Origin of the sequence: Acidisphaera sp. S103 (assembly GCF_009765975.1) — a bacterium.
Taxonomy (GTDB): Bacteria; Pseudomonadota; Alphaproteobacteria; order Acetobacterales; family Acetobacteraceae; genus Rhodopila.
This window is the reverse complement of record NZ_LMUJ01000085.1, coordinates 3454-23690: the sequence shown is the minus strand read 5'-3', so window position 1 is coordinate 23690 and position 20237 is coordinate 3454. Positions and strand designations below refer to the sequence as shown.

The 20237-nt window shown below is 63.4% G+C and carries 22 protein-coding genes; 16 read left to right on the top strand and 6 right to left on the bottom strand.

Going from position 1 to position 20237, the window contains the following annotated elements; all coding sequences use genetic code 11:
• Positions 1–4: 4 nt before the first annotated feature.
• Genes GSQ89_RS28490 through GSQ89_RS28475 form a run of 4 tightly spaced genes read right to left on the bottom strand, consistent with a single transcriptional unit; the run spans position 5 to position 3650 of the window.
• The gene (locus GSQ89_RS28490; protein ID WP_158931511.1) at positions 5–961 is read right to left on the bottom strand and encodes an ABC transporter substrate-binding protein; all 957 of its coding nucleotides are present in this window, start codon (positions 959–961) and stop codon (positions 5–7) included.
• A 21-nt stretch (positions 962–982) separates the two neighbouring features.
• Positions 983–1684, bottom strand: coding sequence for an ABC transporter ATP-binding protein (locus tag GSQ89_RS28485; protein WP_158931510.1), 702 nt, complete (start codon positions 1682–1684; stop codon positions 983–985).
• Positions 1681–2511 carry an ABC transporter permease subunit gene (locus GSQ89_RS28480; RefSeq protein ID WP_158931509.1) on the bottom strand — a complete coding sequence of 277 codons (831 nt, stop codon included), beginning with the start codon at positions 2509–2511 and terminating at the stop codon, positions 1681–1683. Before GSQ89_RS28480 ends, GSQ89_RS28485 begins: the two co-directional genes overlap by 4 nt.
• Positions 2508–3650: an acyl-CoA dehydrogenase family protein gene (locus GSQ89_RS28475; protein ID WP_158931508.1), complete on the bottom strand. Its 1143-nt coding sequence runs from the start codon at positions 3648–3650 to the stop codon at positions 2508–2510. Before GSQ89_RS28475 ends, GSQ89_RS28480 begins: the two co-directional genes overlap by 4 nt.
• 144 nt (positions 3651–3794) lie before the next feature.
• On the opposite strand from GSQ89_RS28475, the gene GSQ89_RS28470 reads away from it, so the two are divergent.
• Entirely contained in the window at positions 3795–4874 is a 1080-nt protein-coding gene (locus GSQ89_RS28470; protein WP_158931507.1) for an LLM class flavin-dependent oxidoreductase, read from the top strand.
• A gap of 149 nt (positions 4875–5023) precedes the next feature.
• A complete protein-coding gene (locus GSQ89_RS28465; RefSeq protein WP_158931506.1) occupies positions 5024–5845 on the top strand; it encodes a CmcJ/NvfI family oxidoreductase in 822 nt (273 codons plus the stop codon).
• A 47-nt stretch (positions 5846–5892) separates the two neighbouring features.
• Here the strand turns inward: GSQ89_RS28465 and GSQ89_RS28460 are convergent, their stop codons facing one another.
• Positions 5893–6867, bottom strand: a complete 975-nt coding sequence (locus GSQ89_RS28460; RefSeq protein ID WP_158931505.1) for a TauD/TfdA family dioxygenase — start codon at positions 6865–6867, stop codon at positions 5893–5895.
• Between the two features lie 220 nt (positions 6868–7087).
• Here GSQ89_RS28460 and GSQ89_RS28455 point away from each other — a divergent pair, with 220 nt between their 5' ends.
• The 6 genes from GSQ89_RS28455 to GSQ89_RS28430 all read left to right on the top strand — a co-directional run bounded on the left by GSQ89_RS28455 (position 7088) and on the right by GSQ89_RS28430 (position 12496).
• The gene (locus GSQ89_RS28455) at positions 7088–7351 is read left to right on the top strand and encodes a hypothetical protein (protein WP_158931504.1); all 264 of its coding nucleotides are present in this window, start codon (positions 7088–7090) and stop codon (positions 7349–7351) included.
• Between the two features lie 321 nt (positions 7352–7672).
• Positions 7673–8602, top strand: coding sequence for a TauD/TfdA family dioxygenase (locus tag GSQ89_RS28450; protein WP_158931503.1), 930 nt, complete (start codon positions 7673–7675; stop codon positions 8600–8602).
• A gap of 27 nt (positions 8603–8629) precedes the next feature.
• Positions 8630–9643: an ABC transporter substrate-binding protein gene (locus GSQ89_RS28445; protein WP_158931502.1), complete on the top strand. Its 1014-nt coding sequence runs from the start codon at positions 8630–8632 to the stop codon at positions 9641–9643.
• On the top strand, positions 9640–10497 hold the full coding sequence (locus tag GSQ89_RS28440) for an ABC transporter ATP-binding protein (RefSeq protein ID WP_158931501.1): 858 nt from the start codon (positions 9640–9642) through the stop codon (positions 10495–10497). Before GSQ89_RS28445 ends, GSQ89_RS28440 begins: the two co-directional genes overlap by 4 nt.
• Positions 10490–11356, top strand: a complete 867-nt coding sequence (locus GSQ89_RS28435; RefSeq protein WP_158931500.1) for an ABC transporter permease — start codon at positions 10490–10492, stop codon at positions 11354–11356. Before GSQ89_RS28440 ends, GSQ89_RS28435 begins: the two co-directional genes overlap by 8 nt.
• A gap of 201 nt (positions 11357–11557) precedes the next feature.
• The gene (locus GSQ89_RS28430; protein ID WP_254073410.1) at positions 11558–12496 is read left to right on the top strand and encodes a sulfonate ABC transporter substrate-binding protein; all 939 of its coding nucleotides are present in this window, start codon (positions 11558–11560) and stop codon (positions 12494–12496) included.
• Between the two features lie 125 nt (positions 12497–12621).
• Here GSQ89_RS28430 and GSQ89_RS28425 read toward each other — a convergent pair whose 3' ends face one another.
• On the bottom strand, positions 12622–12900 hold the full coding sequence (locus GSQ89_RS28425) for a hypothetical protein (RefSeq protein ID WP_158931498.1): 279 nt from the start codon (positions 12898–12900) through the stop codon (positions 12622–12624).
• A gap of 262 nt (positions 12901–13162) precedes the next feature.
• On the opposite strand from GSQ89_RS28425, the gene GSQ89_RS28420 reads away from it, so the two are divergent.
• From GSQ89_RS28420 to GSQ89_RS28385, 8 genes are all read left to right on the top strand, one after another.
• A complete protein-coding gene (locus GSQ89_RS28420; protein ID WP_158931497.1) occupies positions 13163–14008 on the top strand; it encodes a VOC family protein in 846 nt (281 codons plus the stop codon).
• Entirely contained in the window at positions 13998–15509 is a 1512-nt protein-coding gene (locus tag GSQ89_RS28415; RefSeq protein WP_158931496.1) for a class I adenylate-forming enzyme family protein, read from the top strand. The genes GSQ89_RS28420 and GSQ89_RS28415 overlap by 11 nt, the downstream gene beginning before the upstream one ends.
• The gene (locus tag GSQ89_RS28410) at positions 15506–16519 is read left to right on the top strand and encodes a zinc-binding dehydrogenase (RefSeq protein ID WP_158931495.1); all 1014 of its coding nucleotides are present in this window, start codon (positions 15506–15508) and stop codon (positions 16517–16519) included. The genes GSQ89_RS28415 and GSQ89_RS28410 overlap by 4 nt, the downstream gene beginning before the upstream one ends.
• A complete protein-coding gene (locus GSQ89_RS28405; protein ID WP_158931494.1) occupies positions 16516–16932 on the top strand; it encodes a PaaI family thioesterase in 417 nt (138 codons plus the stop codon). The genes GSQ89_RS28410 and GSQ89_RS28405 overlap by 4 nt, the downstream gene beginning before the upstream one ends.
• Positions 16933–16938: 6 nt before the next feature.
• Positions 16939–17736: an ABC transporter ATP-binding protein gene (locus tag GSQ89_RS28400; RefSeq protein ID WP_158931493.1), complete on the top strand. Its 798-nt coding sequence runs from the start codon at positions 16939–16941 to the stop codon at positions 17734–17736.
• Positions 17737–17741: 5 nt separating this feature from the next.
• Positions 17742–18458 carry an ABC transporter ATP-binding protein gene (locus tag GSQ89_RS28395; protein ID WP_158931584.1) on the top strand — a complete coding sequence of 239 codons (717 nt, stop codon included), beginning with the start codon at positions 17742–17744 and terminating at the stop codon, positions 18456–18458.
• A gap of 17 nt (positions 18459–18475) precedes the next feature.
• Positions 18476–19597 (top strand): ABC transporter substrate-binding protein, encoded by a 1122-nt coding sequence (locus tag GSQ89_RS28390; protein ID WP_158931492.1) that lies wholly within the window; start codon positions 18476–18478, stop codon positions 19595–19597.
• A gap of 7 nt (positions 19598–19604) precedes the next feature.
• On the top strand, positions 19605–20237 hold a 633-nt coding region (locus tag GSQ89_RS28385), incomplete at its 3' end, for a branched-chain amino acid ABC transporter permease (RefSeq protein WP_254073409.1).

Below are 20237 nucleotides of genomic sequence, written 5' to 3'. Positions count from 1 at the left end.
TGCGTCAAACCGACACCAGGTGATCAGCCACATGCACCTTGTCCGGCAACACCTTGCGAGCGGACAACCAATCCGCGGCGCGTTGCAGCTCCGACAGAAAGGCCTGATCATCGGCGCGATGGATGTGATACTGGCGCTTCCATGAGATGAACATGTCGCGGATCGCGTCGTCGTAATGACCCTGCACCTGCGCGATGGTCTCAGCCTCCTTCGGATGCGTCGACGCCCATTCCGCCTCGGTGGTGAACGCAGCGTTCACAGCGGCCACAAGATCGCGGTTCCGATCCGCGAAATCCTTGCGGGTCAGCCATGAATTGAAATCGATCTGGAATTCCAGGTCCCGGCCCTCCAGAAAGATGTCGTGACCTTTGTATTGGGTACGCGCGAGGTCCACCCCCGGACTCCACATCGCCCACGCATCGACCTGTCCCGACCCGAATGCCGGCGCCGCCTCCGGCGGGTTCAGATAGACGACCTTAACCTTGCTGCGGTCGACATGGTATTTTTCCAGCGCCGCGACCAGGATGAACTCGCCCAGCCCGGAACGATTAACCGCGACAGTCTTGCCCGCCAGGTCCGATACGCTGTTGATCCCAGACCCGTCCCTGGCGATGATTGCCGTGGTGCGAGGCTCGACGACCGCGAACAGCGTGAACACTAAGGGCGACCCGGCCAGGATTGCCGCCAGCGCCGGCGTCGTGCTGCCGCCAAAACTGAAATCCGCACTGCCACCGACGACAGCCTGGATCGTGGGCGCATGGTTCGGAAACGGACCGATCCATTGCACGCGGATATTGTCCTTGGCTAGCGCCTTGGCAAACTCACCACGTTCCTTGGCGATCAGCGGCAACCCACCAAACCCCCAGGTCAGGCGCACCGTATCAGTCTCCCGGCTTGCCGCCTTCGCTCCCGGGGCCAGAACAGCAGCAGCACCTGTTGCGAGCAGGGAACGGCGATACATGATGGATTCCTTCCGAAAAACTCAGGCGTCCGCGCCGACACCAAGGTCGGCCAGCAGGCGGTCCCGCAGCTCGATCGCTTCGGGATGCGATCGATGGCCGTTCGCCGCAGCAGAAATGGCATAAGTCCGTGCGATCGCCCCCTCTCGCATCACCAACGCTCGGTCTCCGAGCGTAATGGCTTCATCGACGTCGTGGGTCACCAGCAACACGCCAGGCTGATGCTTGCGCACCAGCGCCTTGACCAGGCTTTGCATCTTGATGCGCGTCAGCGCGTCCAACGCGGCAAACGGTTCGTCCAGCAACAGCAACTGCGGCTGCTGCACCAACGCCCGAGCCAAGGCCACACGCTGCGCCTGGCCGCCCGACAGGTTGCGAGGCCAGTCGTCCAGGCGGTCGCCCAGACCGACCTCGGCCAAGGCCGCGCCCGCCAGTTGGCGGCTATCCTTTTCCGACAATCCCAGGGAGACGTTGCGCCACAGCGGATCCCACGGGAGCAGGCGGTGTTCCTGGAACACCACGGCAGGACGCGGGGGACCGTCGATGCGCCCACCGTCGATCGGATCCAGACCCGCCAGCGCCCGCAGCAGCGTCGTCTTGCCACAGCCACTTTCGCCCAGCAGGACAACGAATTCACCACGTTCGATGTGCAGATCGAGCGAACGGATCACCACCCGGTCCCCGTACGCCCGTCGCAATCCGCGTACCGTGACGGCTTCGGTCATCGCCGAGTCTCCCCGGCATAATTCGGATGCCAGGCCAGCAACCGACGCTCCAGCAGCCGGGCCACCGAATCCGCGGCCACGCCGATCGCAGCGTAGATGACGATCACCAGCACGATAACGTCAGTGCGGAGAAATTCACGAGCATCCATCGCCAGGAATCCAATGCCGGAACTGGCGGCGATGGTTTCCGCAACCACCAGCGCCAGCCAGGCCGTCGCGAGCGCGTAACGGACGCCGTTCAGGATCGACGGCAGCGCGCCAGGCAGGATGATGCGGCGGATCAGCATCCATGTGGACAGGCCGGTGACCTTGCCAAGCTCGACCAGTTTCGGGTCGACCTGACGGATACCCAGGACTGTGTTCATGTAGATCGGGAACGTGACGCCGAACGCGACGAGGAAGATCTTCGCGCCCTCCCCGATGCCTAGCCAGACGATGACCAGCGGCAGCACCGCCAGGAACGGAATTGCGCGCAGCATCAGCACGGTGCGGTCCAGCAGCAAGCCGGCGGTGCGGGAAAATCCCACGGCAACGCCGAGGCCAAACCCGATGGCCCCGCCGATGGCGAAGCCCGAAGCGGCGCGCAGCAGGCTGATGCCGATATCGGGGATCAGCGTCCCGTCCTGGACCAGCGCAACCCCGGTCAACATCACCTTCGTCGGCGCCGGCAGGATATACGGCGGTATCTTACCGAACCGTGCAAGCGCCTCCCACGCCAACAGCAAAAGAACCGGCACCAGCCAAGGCAGCAACCGCCTCACTGCGAACCGAGGTTGCCGCGGCAGCCGCTTGGCCCGAACCGGCGCGGCGATCGCAAGGTCGCTCACAGCAGCACCCCGCGGCCAGCGGTGACGAAAGAAGCGTCAGCCTGCGGCGCCTGCACCCGGCCCGACCGCACGTCGCGGATGTGTCGTTCGATCGCGTTTGCCTTGGCATGCGCATGATTGCCCGCCAGCGAGGCCGCCAATTCCACTGCTCTGATGGCGTTCTCGATCACCATCGCCTTGATCAAGGCACTCTCATTCGGGCCGGTCGGTGTCCCGTAATCTGTCTCGGTGGCGATCGAGGCGATCAGCCTGGCGTTGGCGGACAACAGCATCTCGATTTCGCCAACTTTCTCCTGTGCGCGAGGCAGCGTCGACAGCGGCGCCCCCAGGCCGGTGGGCACGCGATGGCGCAGGAAATCCACCACCCAGTCGCGCGCCGCCCGAGCGACACCTGTATAGACAGAGCCGATGCCGGCGGCATTCCACGCCATTTGCGCGGGATCGGCGTTCAACCACGCGGCCGGAGTCTTCAACGCGATATGATCCGGATCCACAGGAACGTCGGTAAACACCACATCGTGGCTGCACGTGCCCCGCATGCCGATATGGTCCCACGTTTCCACAATGCGAATGCCGGGCGCATCGCCGCGCACGAGGACGTGGCCCACCGTGTCGTCATGCGCAGCCCAGACATCCATCCAGCGCAAGCCCGGCGCGCCGGTGCAGAAGATCTTGTGCCCCGACAGGGTCCAGCGATCGCCTGTTCGCCGCAGCACCGTCGCCGGCATGCCGCCGCGCGTCGGGGAACCCAGTTCCGGTTCCACCCGCAAGGCGTTGATCAGCGCGCCGTCTTCCACCGCCTCGGCGGATATCCGGGCACGCACGGCTTCCGGCCACAGGTCGCCCCGGTTCAGCGCGGCGATCTTGAACACCTGCATGGCGAGGATCAGGCTGGTCGAAGCGCATCCCTCGGCGATGGCGCCGAGAACGCGGGTGGTCTCGCGCAAGCCTGCCCCCAGCCCGCCGTATCGCCGCGGCACTGTCAGCGCCAGCAACCCGGCATCACGCAAACGGCCGATGTTGACGGCCGGGAAACTGCCATCCCGGTCCACCCGAGCGGCATCGGCCGCGAATGCCCGGCTGAGGGCTTGCAAGTTTGCGTCGTCGATCGCCGACGGCCTGAGCGCAACGTGGTTCATGGTCCCAGCATGTATTCCACGCCGACTGCGGCAACGTCAATCATGTTCCACGTGTATGTGACGTGCTTCCTATGACCTACTTTTCTGTTGACTGTTTTGCTGGCGCCCACCACCGTTGATCCAAATCTTTCGGGAACCTGGACCATGAGCGTGGAATTCATCGGCTATATCGGTACCCGGCTGCAGTCGGAAATCATCGCGCCCCAGGGGCCGGCACTCGATCCCGCGCATGTCGAAAAGGCTGCGCGCATCCACGAGGAAGGCGGGTTCGATCGCGCGCTGGTGGCGTTTCACTCGACGTCGCCGGAGAGCATTCTGGTGGCGGGGCACGCCGCATCGGTTACCAGGCACTTGGGCCTGCTGATCGCCCATCGGCCCAGCTTCACCGCCCCTACCCTCGCCGCTCGGCAGCTTGCGACGCTGGACGTGTTCACCGGCGGACGCGTGGCATTGCACGTGATCACCGGCGGCAGCGATCAGGAACTACGGCAGGACGGCAGTTTCATCGGCAAGGATGAGCGCTATGCCCGAACCGACGAATACCTGGACATCGTGCGCCGCGAATGGACCAGCACCGCGCCGTTCGACCATCACGGCACGTTCTATCATTTTGAACAGGCATTCTCCGCGGTAAAGTCGCCACAGCACCCGCATATACCCGTGTATTTCGGTGGCGCGTCGGATGCGGCCATCCGGGTCGCCGGCAAACACGCCGACGTCTACGCCCTATGGGGCGAAACCTACGCCCAGGTCGCCGAACTGGTCGGACGCGTCCGCGCGGAAGCCGTCCGGCACGGACGAACCATCAAGTTCAGCCTGTCGCTGCGCCCAATCCTGGCCGATACCGAGGCGAAGGCCTGGTCCCGGGCGGAAGACATCCTGCAGAGAGCGACGGAACAGGCGGAACGCAACAACACATTCCGCAAGGCACCGCCGCAGAATGCTGGTTCACAGCGTCTGATTGCCGCCGCGGCGCAGGGTGCTCGGTTGGACAAGCGGCTGTGGACGGGCGTCGCTGGATTGCTGGGCGCGCAGGGCAACTCCACCGCACTGGTGGGCACGCCGGAACAGGTCGCCGACGCGCTGCTGGATTACCACGATCTTGGCATCTCGACGTTCCTGATCCGCGGTTTCGACCCGCTTGAAGATGCCGTCGGTTACGGCCGGGACCTGCTGCCACTCACCCGGGAACTGATCGCTCGGCGCCGCCCACAAGCCGCCTGATCGGTTAAGCACGTTCTATGGCTGTGATATGGTATTGACTCCCGACATAACCAGGTAGAACGTCTCCACCAAGCGCACCGGTCGGGCTATCCCGTTCGACCCAGGGCCGACCGACGCGTCATCCGAAACCGTCATGAAGGACGCCTGTCATGCCGCTCGATGTCACTGTCTCACCGAAAAACGTCACCACGACGCTGCACTACCTCGTGCGTGGCACTGAAAAGCCCGTCCGCTACGTGGATGAACCGCCCACCGGCTACAGCAGCTACAACGGCATCGACGACCCGCGCGAAGTGCGGATCGAAGACGCCCGCGGCCGTGAAGCCGAATTCACCCTCGACCGCAACGGCTTCGCACTGGCGCACGCCCCAACCCAGGTGCAAGACTTCTATAACCCGGAGGAAGTCAAAGCCGTCTACTACCCCGAAGTCGAGCGCCTGCTGAAAGAGCAGCTTGGGGCCTCACGCGTGTTCGTCTTCGATCACGGCGTGCGCAACGCCGGACTGGCCGGCGGCCGGACACCGTCCCGGCAGGTGCATAACGACCACACCATCAACTCTGCACCGCGCCGGGTGCGCGATCACCTCGGCGCCGATGCGGACGAACTGCTGAAGCACCGGTTCGGCGTGGTCAACGTCTGGCGCCCGATCCGGGGACCCGTCCTCGATTCACCGCTGGCGCTGTGCGACGCGCGTAGCTTCACCAATGACGACCTGATCGCCAGCGATCTCGTCTACAAGCATGTTCGCGGCGAAACATCGCGGGTGGAGTTCAAGCCCGAACACCGCTGGTACTACTTCTCGGAACAGCAGCGCGATGAAGTCCTGCTGATCCGAGTCCACGACAGCAAGGACGACGGCCGAGCGAGGTTGTCGTTCCATACGTCGTTCGAAAATCCGCTGGCGCAGAACGCACCGCCACGCGAAAGCATCGAAGTCCGGACGCTGGTGTTCTTCCCGCCCGAAGCCTGAACAAGACGATTGGCCGCCGCCCCGAACCGGGCGGCGGCCTTTTCGTGTCAGGAAATCGTGTTGAACAGTTCGCCCACCAATGGACGCGCAACGAAACCATCCGGACCAATCGGCAGGTCGCCGCCGACAGTGGTGCGATGGACGATCCGCTGCTCCTTCAGATGCGGGCCATCGACCGGCCCGAAATGGCTGGTCGAACGATTGTCCCACACCGCGATGGAATTGGGCGCCCAGCGGAAGCGCACCTGATAGTCGGCGTGTCCGCTGAGTTCCTCGTTCAGATAATCCAGCAGCGCCGCGCTTTCGCTGGGCTGCAGCCCGTCGATCGCCTTGACGAAGCCGGTACTGAGGAACAGCGCCTTGCGGCCGGTCTCGGGGTGGACCCTGACCAACGGATGCAACGACGCGAACGGCCCGGGCGCTCGGCCATCATAGCGCGGCGGCCGAGGCAGGCCGTTCGCGGCATCATCACGGACATGAATCGCGTGCAGCCCATCGAGGAAGCCCTTCAGCGGCGCCGACAGGCCGTCATACAGCGCTTCCAGATCCGCCCACACCGTGTCGCCGCCATAGGACGGGATTTCGACCCCACGCAGAATGGTGATCGCGGCCGGATTGGCAACAAAGGTGATGTCGGTGTGCCATCCCCTGCCCTTCCGCGAGCGTGATACCGGCCGCAACGGATGGTCCACATCCAGGCGGAAGGCCGGATATTCCTGGATCCCGCCGAACAGCTTGTTGACCTTGATCTCGGGGTGATCCTCCAGGCCATTGGTAACGGGATGCGCCGGCGTGACCGCACCAAAATAACGCGTGAAACGAATCTGCTGGTCGTCGTCGATCGCCTGGTCGCGAAAGAACAGGACCTTGTACTTCAGCAGAGCATGCCGCAAACGTGCGACTGTTTCCGCATCGAGTTCCTGCCGCAGGTCGATGCCGGTCACATCGGCACCGATCAACGCCGTCGTGGGATGAAATCGCAAATCCGAAGTCACAGCCGGTCGGTCCGGCGTCAAAGACATATCTTCCTCCTCAGGGTTCGTGGTCAGGCAAAATGTGCGTCGGCCAGGTCGGACGATATCCCGGTCGCCTGGGTCGTATGGTTCAGCAGACGCCGGTTTAGCCCGTACTGACTGATCGACCGCCCGATCGCGAAATACTACACATGTGATATGCACAATCAACATTAAACACTTTTGGTTTACATGTTTTATGTGTTTAGCGATAATTCCGGGTGATATGATGCCGCCGCACAGACCCTGGGGTATCGCCGTGAACGGCTTCGCCTCGCCCACGCTGCGGCAGATCTATGACGTGGTCGCCGAGGGCGCCCCCGCACACGACACGGATCGCTGGCCCTGCTGCGGCGGGCCCGTCTCGGTGCGGTGCACCTTCCCGCCGAGGAAAGCGGCGATCGGCAGCCTGCGCGGCGTCATGGAAGAGGCGACCCATTTCGGGAAAGCCAGTCCGCACAGTCGAGGCCCGTCACCGCGGGCACCCGGTTGATGACGTTGCGCACAACGAGCGCGCAATCCGATCGACGCGCATAATAGTGCCGGCATGGACCGGTCACTCCGAATGATTAGCGGCGGCCGGCCGATATAACGTCGCGGATCCGAACCGGCTTTGGCCACAGCGATCCGCAGCCTGAGGATGGGGCATGATCGCCCTACGGTCGATGTTCGATATCTGGTTTATACGCTTTATGTGAGTATAGTTATTGACCCGCTAATTTACGTCGTATTACGATAAATCCCTATCGACCGACCACTTGCCGTATCAACCATCTGTGCCGGCGACCGCCGGCCGACCCTGGATGAAACACCAATGTCAGACAGTATTCTTCGTGAAGCGGCAAACTTCGATCTCGGCATCCATCCAATCGCCGGCCATATCGGTGCCGAAATACGCGGCGTGAAACTCTCGGCAAACCTGCCCGCCGAGATCCTCGGCGCGATCCGCCGGGCCCTGCTTCACCGCAAGGTGGTGATCTTCCGCGACCAGCAGCATCTCGACGATGCGGCGCACGAGGGATTTGCCCGCGGCTTCGGAGACCTGGTGGAGCATCCCACCACGCCTTCCCGAACCGGGACCAGCATCCTGGAACTGGATGCGTCGCGAGGCGGCGGCCGCGCCGACCGCTGGCATACCGACGTCACGTTCGTCGCTGCCTATCCCGCCATCAGTATCCTTCGTGCGGTCGTCGTGCCAAGCCACGGCGGCGACACGATCTGGACCAACACCGCCGCCGCCTATGCCGGCCTTACCCCCGAGCTGCGCGCTTTGGCCGACCGGCTCTGGGCCGTGCACAGCAATCTCTACGACTACGCCGCGGAACGCCCCAGCGCGTCAGCGGCCGACCGCAAGGCCTATGAAGACGTGTTCACGTCGGCCGTCTTCGAAACCGACCACCCGCTGGTGCATGTGCATCCCGAAACCGGACAGCGATCGCTGATCCTGGGCAATTTCGTCCGCCGCATCCGCGGTCATTCGCAGGACCAGTCCGAACTGCTGCTGCGCCTGTTCCAGGACCATGTCACCCGGCTGGATTACACATTCCGCTGGCGCTGGCAGGCCGGCGACGTCGTGATGTGGGACAACCGAGCTACCCAGCACATCGCAATCAACGATTACGGCGAGGAACCAAGGATCGTGCGCCGTGTCACCATCGCCGGCGTTCCCCCGATCGCGGTGGATGGACAGCGCAGCGTGACGCGCAAGAAGGCGTCCAAGCCCCAAACCGCCGAAGTGACATAAATAATATTTTTTTCCGGGAATGATCGTATGAACATCGGGCCTATCGTGCGGTTCGCCGCCCTCGCCTTGACCTTGATCGCCGGCCAGCCGGCGTTCGCCCAGCCCCTGGAAAAAACAACGCTGCGCTACCAGGGATGGGCCGGTCAGGTCACCTTCCCCGAACTGGCGGACGATCTGGGCTATCTGGCACCACTGAAGCTCGATTGGGTCGGCAACACCACCAGCGGACCGCAGGACATACAGACCGTCGTGACCGGCGACATCGATTTCGGCGGTGCGTTCTACGGCGCGATCATCAAGCTGATCGCGGCAAAGGCCCCGATCAAGGCTGTCATCGGTTATTACGGGTCCGACCAGAATACGTGGCAGGGTTACTACGTCAAGGCAGACAGCCCCATCAGGACCGCACGCGACCTGATCGGCAAGAAAGTGGCCGTCAATACACTCGGGGCGCATCTGGAATTTACCTTGCGCGAGTACCTCACGCGGGGCGGCCTGACCCCGGACGAGATCAAGCAGGTGACCCTGGTGGCCATACCGCCGGTCACCGGTGAGCAGGCGTTGCGCCAGGGACAGGTCGATGTCACGACGCTGGGCGACGTGCTGCGCGACAAGGCGCTGGAACGGGGTGGCATTCGGCGGTTGTTCGCCGATACGGATCTGTTCGGGACATTCACTGGGGGCGCCTATGTCTTGCGCGACCGGTTCATCAAGGACGATCCCAATACCGCGCGCAAATTCGTCGAAGGGGTCGCCCGCGCCATCGAGTGGGCACGAACCAACCCGCCCGATGTGGTGCGGGCACGCTTCACCAGCATCATTGCCAAGCGGAAGCGCAATGAAGATGCATCGACGATCAAATATTGGAAGAGCACCGGAGTCAGCGGCCAGGGCGGGCTGATCGCCGATCAGGATTTGCAGCGATGGATCGACTGGCTGGTCAAGGACGGCTGGCTGAAGCCGGGGCAGGTCAAAGCCGGCGATCTGTTCACCAACCAATTCAATCCCTACCTGCACGCAACTACGACAGCCGCGAAATGAGCACGGCCAAGATCAGCTTGCGGCAAGTCCGCAAGGAATTCGTAGTTCGCGATGAGGGGAACGGGCCAGCCCGGCGTTTCGTTGCGCTGGACGATGCGACGCTGGACGTTCGGCCCGGCGAGTTCCTGACGCTGGTGGGCCCAAGCGGCTGCGGCAAGTCGACGCTGCTCGATCTGCTGGGCGGATTGACCATGCCGACCAGCGGACAAATCCTGCTGGATGGCCGGCCGGTCACGGGCCCGGCACGCGACCGGGGCGTGGTGTTCCAGCAATACGCCTTGTTTCCCTGGCGGACCGCATTGCAGAATATCGCGTTCGGCCTCGAAATAGCCAGGGTGAGGGCATCCGAACGCACGGAAAAGGCTCGGCACTACCTGGAGCTTGTCGGCCTGTCCGCGTTCGCCAATCGATACCCGCATGAATTGTCGGGCGGCATGAAGCAGCGCGTGGCGATCGCCCGAAGCCTGGCCTACGACCCGGATGTGCTGCTGATGGACGAACCGTTCGCCGCACTCGATGCCCAGACACGCGAAACCCTGCAGATCGAGCTGCTGCGCATATGGCGGGCCACGGCCAAGACCATCATCTTCATCACCCACGGCATCGACGAAGCGGTCGTCCTGGGTCAGCGCGTGGCGATCATGACCGCTCGACCCGGGCGTATCGGGCGCGTGGTCGATATCCCCGAGGAACTCAACAGCGGCAGTGACGATGTGCGCTCGCTGCCGCTGTTCGGCCGGTTGAGGCATGAGATCTGGACGTTGCTGCGAGAAGATGTCTGGGAGACGCAAAACCAGTCCGTGGCCGCCGATCCGGTGCCGGACCGATCCAGGAAGGAACCGGTCCATGGATAGCCTGGAGACGTCCGGTCTTCCACTTATTCCTCGGCGGTCGCGGCCGCTCAGCCGGTACGCTGGCCTGAAACCGGGCACGACAACCGTGCTTCAGCGGTGGCTGGCGGGATGGCTGCGCCGCTCCTGGCTGGTCCTCGTGTTGCTGTCGCTGTGGGAGATCGCGCCACAGGCCGGCTGGATTGATTCGACGTTTTTGCCGCCTTTGTCCGACGTCCTGGCCGCGGGCTGGGGCCTCGCCCTGAATGGCCAGCTCTACGACAACGTCACGGCCAGCCTGTTCCGGATGCTGAGCGGCTTCGCCATCGCCGTCGTGCTGATCATTCCGTTGGGATTGGCGATCGGCCGCTACGCTCGGTTGGGCGAGGCGTGCAATCAATTGATCGAGGTGTTGCGCAACACCGCACCGTTGGCCCTTCTGCCGGTGTTCATCCTGCTGCTGGGGATCGGAGAAGTCGCGAAGGTAACGATGGTGTTCTACAGTTGCGCGTGGCCTCTGCTGCTGAACACGATCGCCGCGGTCAAGCAGGTTGATCCCCTGCTCATCAAGTCCGGCCGCACCATGGGTGCAACGCCTGTACAGTTGTTCACAAGGGTGATTTTACCCGCTGCCTCGCCGACTATTTTCGTCGGGATCCGGTTGGCCAGCGCATCCGCCGTGCTGGTTCTGGTGGCATCGGAAATGGTTGGAGCAAAGGCCGGGCTTGGCTACATGATCATCTACGATCAATACAGCTTCCTGATTCCGCAAATGTATTTCGGCATCCTGGCCATCACCGCGATTGGTCTGCTGCTGAACTACACACTCGAAGCGATCGAGGGGCGGGCCACGCGCTGGAAGGCGCCTCAAGGAAACGTCTGACGGACGGTCGAGGCCGCGTGGGATGTGGTTCCGGACATGCGGGCGCCCGCCGAATGCGAGGCAACGTCACCCATTGACCATGTTCGTACCGTTTCCTATCGTTCTATGATAGAATATACGAATAGAAAACGCTGATAACCGACTTAAGAGGTTGTTCCCATGGTGTCTGTCATTCCTAAACGCACGACGCGGCGTCAGGTGGTGTCTGCGGGCCTTTTCGCCGCGACGGCATTGAGCGCGGCCCGCCTTGGCATCCACCCGGCCCGCGCGGCGGGAAAAGTCGTGCATATCGGCACGCAAAAGGGCGTCACGCTCTACATCCTGCGCGATCGTAACACGCTGCAGGCGGCGCTGGCCCCCTTTGGATACGATGTCGTCTACACCGAATTTCCCGGTGGACCGCAGCTTCTGGAAGCACTGAACGTCGGTGCGATCGATTTCGGCACGACAGGGGAAGCACCGCCCGTTTTCGCGCAGGCCGGTGGCGCGCCACTGGTCTATGTCGGCTATGAGCCGTCCGCCCCGAAAGGCGAGGCCATCATCGTGCCGCAACACTCCCCGATTCAGACCATCGCGCAGTTGAGGGGCAAAACGGTTGCTCTCAACAGGGGATCCAATGTCCACTATCTGCTGGTCAGGGCATTGCAGAGCGCCGGATTGCGATATTCTGACATCCAGCCGTCCTACCTCGCCCCCGCCGACGCCCGAGCGGCCTTCATGGCGGGCAGCATCGACGCGTGGGTGATCTGGGACCCGTATCTGGCCGCGGCCGTGGACGCCACCCATGCACGCGTGCTGGCCGATGGGACCGGCCTTGTGGCCAACCGGGAGTTCCTACTTGCCTCGCGCACGCTCATCAAAACCGCACCCAAGGTCGTGTCCACGATCCTGAGCGAACTGGACAAGGTCGATCGCTGGGCCGAGGCGAACCAGGCGGCCGCGGCGGCCGAACTGGCGCCCGGCATGGGTCTGCCGCCCCGTATCGTGGAGATATTCCTCAGTCGTACCGGGTTCGGCGTGCATCCGCTCACCCCCGACGTCGTCGCGGATCAGCAGAAGATCGCGGATACATTCTACGATCTGAAGCTGATCCCGCGGCATCTCGACATTGCCAGTGCTACCTGGACCCCGCCCGTATGATGCCAGTGGCCCTGGCTACCGACTCTTCCGACAACCAGGGCCACTGGCATCGCGCGTGGGGTTGGCGGGGCGGCCACGCGCCGAACGAGACTCACACTGTTGGCCGTTGATACATTCTTCATGGGTCAGCACTTGGGGCCGTTGGTATGAGCAAGGCGGGCGCATCGGACGTATTCACGTTCCAGATCGCCAGTCTGGCCGGCTCGTGGCATGAAGTCTTCTTTCCCGAACTCGTGGGACAGACAGAAACCACTGCCGGTCGCTGATGAGGGGTGGAGCGGCAAGCGTGCTGTTTTGTGTTTCAGTTCGTTGGGCAGTCGCAGCGCAACTTGCACCGCCGACGGCGTGATACGATTGCCCAACGATCCGAAGGCCACCTTGAAATCGAATAGCTCAGCTGACACGCTGTCAATCCTGCGGCCTGTAAGTCGTCGACGATGCGCCGCGGGCTACTGATCAGCTGGAAGTCACCGCGCGACATCTTTCCCCGCCGATACCGGATGCACATGAAATCCCGTGTACGCCGCTCATAGAAGGGACGAGGCTTCTCCGGAAATTAGGCATGAAAGGATGTTTTTGTTATTTTCTCCAAGCCCTTGCCTCCCGCGTAAAAATGTCGCTTTTCCGGACGCCGCAGTACACCCTTCCGCCAACAAGGAGCATTCGATGGCAGGCGCTACCCTCGATCACGTCGTCGTCGATGCCAGGGACCGTATCGACGAAGCCGCCCGTGTCTACCAGGCTCTCGGCTTTCAACTGACGCCACGCGGCCACCATACCCTTGGTTCCAGCAACAACCTGGCGATGTTCGGCACGAATTATCTGGAGCTGCTCGGTTTCGGCCAGCATAGCGCGAGCCGCCCCGAACTCGCCGCGTTTCCGGCCGGCCTGAACGGGCTGGTTTTCAAGACGCACGACGCGGAAGACACCGCCGCACGCGCCCGGGCAGCCGGCATTCCTGCATCGCCTGTGAGCGCGTTTTCGCGCCCGGTAACGCTGGACGGACGGGAACAGGATGCGCGCTTCCGCACCACCCATCTACCGCCCGATTCCTCCGGTATCGGCCGGGTCTATTTCTGCGAGCATTTGACGCCGGAGTTGGTGTGGCGTCCGGAATGGCAAGTGCATGCGAATGGGGCAAGGCAGATCGTCCGTGTCCTGGTTGCAACGAACGATCCCTCGCGCCAGGCCACACTGTTCACCGGTCTTTTCGGTCTCAGCGCGCTCACGGCTGGCCCGGACGGCACAATCGGCCTGACACTGACCGATGGCGGCAGCGTTGTGCTGGCGCCAGTCGCCGACACACTCGGGCGTTTGGGTGAGGCCGCACCCGACCCTGCCGGGCGGGGTGATTTCCTGGCAGCACTGGCAATCCGCGTAGCGTCGGTGCCGGCCGTGGCCCAGTTGTTGCGTGGCGTGCCGGGCCTTGTGACCGGCCCACACCGGGTCATCGTTCCGGCGCAGGCCGCGTTCAACACGACCATCCTTTTCGAGGACGAGCATGCCCGCTGACCTGAAGCTGGAACCTACCACCTTCACCAATCTCGGCGATGCGATCGATCGCAATGGCAATCCGGATGCGCCCGCACTGATCGACCTCGGCGGCGATTCTCCGCCACACACTTATAGCTACGGTGATATAGACGCCTTGTCCGACGCCGTCGCACGCGGACTGCTGGCACGCGGATTACGCCGAGGCCAGCGCGTTGCCATCCTGTCGGCTAACCGTGCCGAGTATCTGGCTGTGTTTTTGGGCACGATGCGGGCCGGACTGGTGTCCGTGCCCGTCAACTTCAAGCTTCCCGCCGCGACGGTGGACTACATCCTGCGCGACTGTGACGCGAAGCTCGTGCTGTGCGATGCAGCACGGCGGGCACTCTGTCCATCCGACCTGCCGTGCCTGGTCTTCGGCGCGGACTTCAAGACCTTGCTCGATCCGGGCCCGTTTACTGCTGTCGTGCCGGATCCGCACGAAGCGGCGATGTTTCTTTATACATCAGGCTCAACGGGACGGCCGAAGGGCGTGGTGCTGTCGCATCACAGTCATCTCTGGGTACTTGATATGCGCCGTCGGGCACCGTCCGCGGACGACCATCGGGTGCTGGTGGCAGCGCCGCTCTATCACATGAATGCCCTGGCGGTCTGCCAGGCTGCCCTGGCGCAGCGCGATACGATCATTCTGCTGCCAGGCTTCACCGCCGCGTCCTACATCGACGCGATCGGCACGCATCGGGCGACCGCGCTGACCTCGGTGCCGACCATGATCGCGATGATGCTGCGTGAACTCGCACGCCTGGCGCGTACCGACCTATCTTCCGTCAGCGCGATACGGATGGGATCCGCCCCTGTTTCCCGCACCTTGCTGGCCGCGGTACGACAAGCGTTTCCGAACGCCGCCATCACCAACGGCTATGGCACGACCGAGGCCGGGCCGATCGTCTTCGCGCCACATCCTGACGGCCTGCCGACCCCGGAGCTATCGCTAGGTGTTGCGCACCCACGTGTGATGTTGCGGTTGACCGGCGAAAATCCGGATGAGGGCGTGCTTGAAATGCAGTGTCCAGCCCTGATGACGGAATACCACAACCTGCCGGAACGGACCCGCCAGGCACTGACGGAGGATGGATTCTATCGCACCGGCGACGTGTTCAGCCGCGACGCCGACGGGTTCTATACGTTTGTCGGACGGGCCGACGACATGTTCGTGAGTGGGGGAGAGAATGTTTACCCCGGCGAGGTGGAGAAGATGCTCGAACGCCATCCCGATATCCATCAGGCCGTCGTGGTCCCCATTGACGATGACATCAAGGGGCAGAAGCCAGTTGCATTCGTGGTCGCGCGTGCCGGCGCGGACCTGGCGGAGCAAGCGGTAAAGGACTTCGCACTGGCAAATGCCGCACCTTATCTGCATCCTCGCCGGGTCTGGTTCCTGTCCGAACTGCCGCTCGCCGGAACGAATAAGATCGATCGAAGCGCATTGGCACAACGCGCCAAGAAGGAACAAATGCAATGAGAGCACTCGTGCTGCGCGAACATGGCGGCCTTGAAAAGCTGCGGGTCGAAAATGACTTTCCCGATCCCATTCCGGGTGAGGGCGACGTGGTCCTGCGCGTCCGCGCGACGTCCTTCAATTACCACGATGTGTTCACCCGGCGCGGTATGCCGGGGATCAAGATCCCGATGCCTGCCATCATGGGCCTGGATGTAGCAGGGGAGATCGTGGCAATCGGCGCCGGCGTGGAAGGCTGGTCGGTCGGCGATCGTGTGGTGGTTGATCCGATCAACCGCGTCGAAGGCGGGCTGATGGGCGAGACCCAGCATGGCGGCCTTGCCGAACTCTGCCGGACCAAGGCGCACCAGTTGATCCGGCTGCCGGATGGGGTGTCGTTCGAACAGGCCGCCGCCCTGCCCTGCGCTTACGGCACCGCGATGCGGATGATGTACACCAACGGCGGGGTGCGCGCCGGCGAAAAGGTGTTGATCCTGGGCGCCAGCGGCGGCGTCGGTGTGTGCTGCGTGCAACTTGCGAAACTCGCCGGGGCCACCGTCATCGCCTGCGCCGGCTCAGCCGAGAAAGAAGCGCGGCTACGCGCGCTCGGTGCTGATCATACGATCAACTACATCGAGCAGGACTTCGTCAAAGCGACCTATGGGCTGTTCGGCAAGCCGGTGCGGCGGGGCGAGGGCACCGATCGCGGCGTGGATGTCGTGGTCAACTACACCGGTGGCGATACCTGGACGAAATCGTTGCGCGTGCTGCGCGTCGGCGGCCGGATGCTGACCTGCGGCGCGACCGCCGGCTATGACCCGGCCGAGGATATTCGTTTCATCTGGACGTTCGAGCTGAAAATCCTGGGTTCGAATGGCTGGGCGAAGGAAGACGTGGTGACGCTGCTGAACCTAGTGCAGGCCGGCAAGCTGAAGGCACTGGTGGACGATACCTACACGCTGGAAGGCGCCGCGGAAGCGCTGCAACGCATCGAGGACCGCAAGGTGTTCGGCAAGCTGGTGATCACGCCATGAGCAATTCCCCCCTCGGCGTCGAACAGCTTCAGGAGCGGCTGGCGCACTCCACCTTCATCGATTTCATGGGATTGACCGTGATCTCGGCCGATCCCGCGAAAGAGGAAGTGGTCATGCGTGCACCGATGCGTGCCGAATTCGAACGCCTCAAAGGGTCCGGTCAGTGGCATGGCGGGCCAATCGCGGCTGTGATCGATACGGTCGGCGACTACGCGCTGGTGATGCTGCTGGGCCGGCCGCTGCCGACCGTCAATTTCCGCGTGGACTACTTGCGGCCCGCGATCAATACCGCCCTGGTAGTGACCGCGCGCGTACGCCGCAACGGCAAGACCGTCGGCGTGGTGGATGTCGATGTAGCCAACGAGGCCGGGCAGTTGCTCGCGATCGGCCGCGCCACATACGCTACCGCCTGAGCCACGATGGATGGAACCGTCCGCTCGATCGGCCGGGACACGGCATCGGCCATCCGACCGTTCCTGGAACTGGAGGCGGTCAGCCGCCGCTTCGGCGGTGTGCAGGCGGTGGACGGCGTCGATCTGGCGATCGCGCGTGGGGAACTGCTGGGCATCATCGGTCCCAACGGCGCAGGCAAGACGACGCTGTTCAATCTGATCAGTGGTTTCGTGCGACCGAGCAGCGGACGTATCCGGTTCAAGGGCCGGCGGATCGACGGAAAGGCGGCACACCGGATCGCGCATTTCGGGATTTCTCGCACCTTCCAGAACCTGCGTGTGTTTCCGAACCTGACCGTCTTCGACAACGTGGCCGCCGGCGCCATCGGCGCGCTGGGGTTCCCGGCCTGGCGGGCCTTTATCGGCGGCAACCGAACCACCGCGATCACGCAGCGCACGTGGCAGGCGCTGGAGCGGGTCGGACTGGCCGGCCATGCCACGGATGCGGTCACCACGCTGCCCTATGGGCGGCGAAAATACCTGGAAATCGCCCGAGCGCTGGCGACGGAGCCGGAGTTGCTGATCCTGGACGAACCGGCCGCCGGATTGAACGAGACCGAAACGATTGAACTCGCCGATTTCATGCGTGGGTTGAATGCCTCGGGCCTGACGCTCCTGCTGGTCGAGCACGACATGGGTCTGGTCATGAGCACCTGCCGGCGTGTGGTCGTACTGGCGGCCGGCCGGAAGATCGCCGACGCCGCACCAGCCGAGGTCCAGGCCGACCCCGAAGTGCAACGGGCCTATCTGGGCGGTGCCGAATGACCGATCTGCTGCGGGTTGAAAACCTGACGGTGCCGATTGGTGCGCAGGTCGTTCTGCGCGATGTGGCGCTGCGGGTGAATGAGGGACAGATCGTCTGCCTGCTGGGCAGCAACGGCGTGGGCAAGACCACGCTGATGCGCACGATCAGCGGGATCTACCGCAACGCCACCGGATCGATCCGCTTCGACGGCAACGAGATACTGAATCGCCCCGCGCACACGATCGTCGCGGCCGGGATCGCCCAAGCGCCGGAAGGGCGGCATATCTTCGCGGCCATGACCGTCGGCGACAATCTGCGCGTGGGGGCCTCGCTGCGCCCGCCTGGGGAGATCGCCACGTCCATGGAACGGATCTTCGATCTGTTCCCTCTGCTGAAAACCAGGCTGCGGCAAAAGGCGGGATCACTCTCCGGCGGCGAACAGCAGATGCTGTGCATCGGGCGGGCGCTGATGGCCAGCCCCCGCCTGCTGCTGCTGGATGAGCCTTCGCTGGGGCTCGCGCCGCTGGTGGTGCGGTCGATCTTTGCCCTGGTCGAGCGGATCCGGGAATCCGGCACATCGATCCTGATGGTCGAGCAGAACGCCCGTGCCGCGCTGGCCGTCGCCGATCATGCGTACCTGATGGAGGGCGGACACATCGTCCTTGATGGTCCTGCCGCCGAAATCGTCCGGACCGGACGTGTGATCAGCACCTATCTGGGCGGCTCCCCGGCTGCTGCATGAAAAAAGGGACTTGAGACATGAGAACACTGCTCGCCGTAATCGCGGTGTTGGCCGCGATTGGAACCGCCCGGGCGGAGGACAGGGTGCTGACCATCGGGTGTTCGCTGCCGCTGTCGGGCCGGATGGTGGGCTTCGGCCAACCAATCGAACAAGGCATGCAACTCGCCGTCGACAGCTTCAACGCCTCCCACCAGATGCCGGGCGCGCATTTCGTGCTGGCGTGCAGTGACAGCCAAGGCGACCCGAAGGAAACGGTGAACATCGCCGAACGGCTGATCGACGACAAGACCGTGTTCATTTCGGTCAGCGACTTCACATCCACCGCGACCATGGCGGCGGCGGACACTTATGGCCGCGCAGGCCTCGTGGAAATGACTCCGACGGCGTCGCATCCCGACCTGGTCAAGATGAACAAATGGATGTTCCGCACCAGCGAGACGGTGCCGAGCTATATCGATCCACTGGCCGACTTCACCGTGAACACGTTGCATAAGAAACGGGTTGCGGTGATCCAGGTGCAGACCGACTGGGGCCAGTCGGTCGGGCAAACCTTCATCGCGCAGCTCAAGAAGGATGGCGGCGAGGTGACGGATGACGAGATCTACAATGAGGGCACCTCCGACTTTCGTGCCATATTGACGCAACTGCGCCGGTCCAGGCCCGAGGCGATCTTTCTGGCGATGCTGGAGGAAGAAGCCGCGACGTTCATGAAACAACGCAAGCAGCTTGGCCTGACAGACATTCCCGTGGTCGATTCAGGGGTCGGGGTGACCGAACGATCCCTGCGATTGGCCGGTGACGCATTCGACGGCATGTATTCCTCGCGCCTGTTCAACCCGGAGCGCGACACACCGGAGGTGCGCGCCTTCGTTGCCGGGTTCCAGAAAAAATACAGCAAGGCACCCGATATCTGGTCCGCATACGGCTGTGACGCGGCCAGTATCGCCATGCTGGCCGCCAAGCGGGCGTGGCCGGATGTGACGCGCGACGGGGTCCGCCAACAACTGATGAAGCTCGGGCGCTATGAGGGGGCGAACGGTGCCCTCTCGATCGACCCTGAAACGCGGGATGTCGTTCGGTACGGTCTGGTTACGGTCCGGGTCGAGAACGGCAAAGTCGATTACGCACCAAAGTTCTGACCCGGACATGGATTGGATCCTGTTGCAGGATGTGGTGAACGGCCTCAGTGCCGGCCTGTGCTACGCGCTGCTCGCCATCGGCTTCACCCTGATCTTTGGTGTCCTGGACGCGGTGAATTTCGCGCACGGAGAGATCTACATGCTGGGTGCCTTCGCCGGCCTGATGATCGCGCTGGCGTTCTCGCCGCCGCTGATCGTCCTGGTGCTGATCGTGGGGGCCATCGGCGCGATGCTGGGTATCGGCCTGGAACGCGTCGCCTTTCGTCCGTTGCGCCGGTCCCGCGACGAAGCCGCGTTGAAATCGCGCGCACTGCGGGAAGCGACGCTGCTGTCGTCCCTGGCGGTCGGCATTGTGGTGCGGGAACTCGCCGAAATCGCCTTCGGCGGCGACATGCAGCCGATCCCCGACCGGCTGATGATCAACGACCCGATCCCCTGGGGACAGATCGTCTTCGCGCGCGGCGATTTCATCATCTTCGGTGCGGCCTGCGTCATGCTGGCCGCGCTGCAGGTCTTCCTGCACCACACCCGTGTGGGACTTGGAATCCGAGCGGTTTCGAACGATCTGGTGGGGGCGTTGTATTCGGGGGTGAATGCTGACCGGGTGATCGTATGGACATTTGCCATCGGCTCGTCTTTT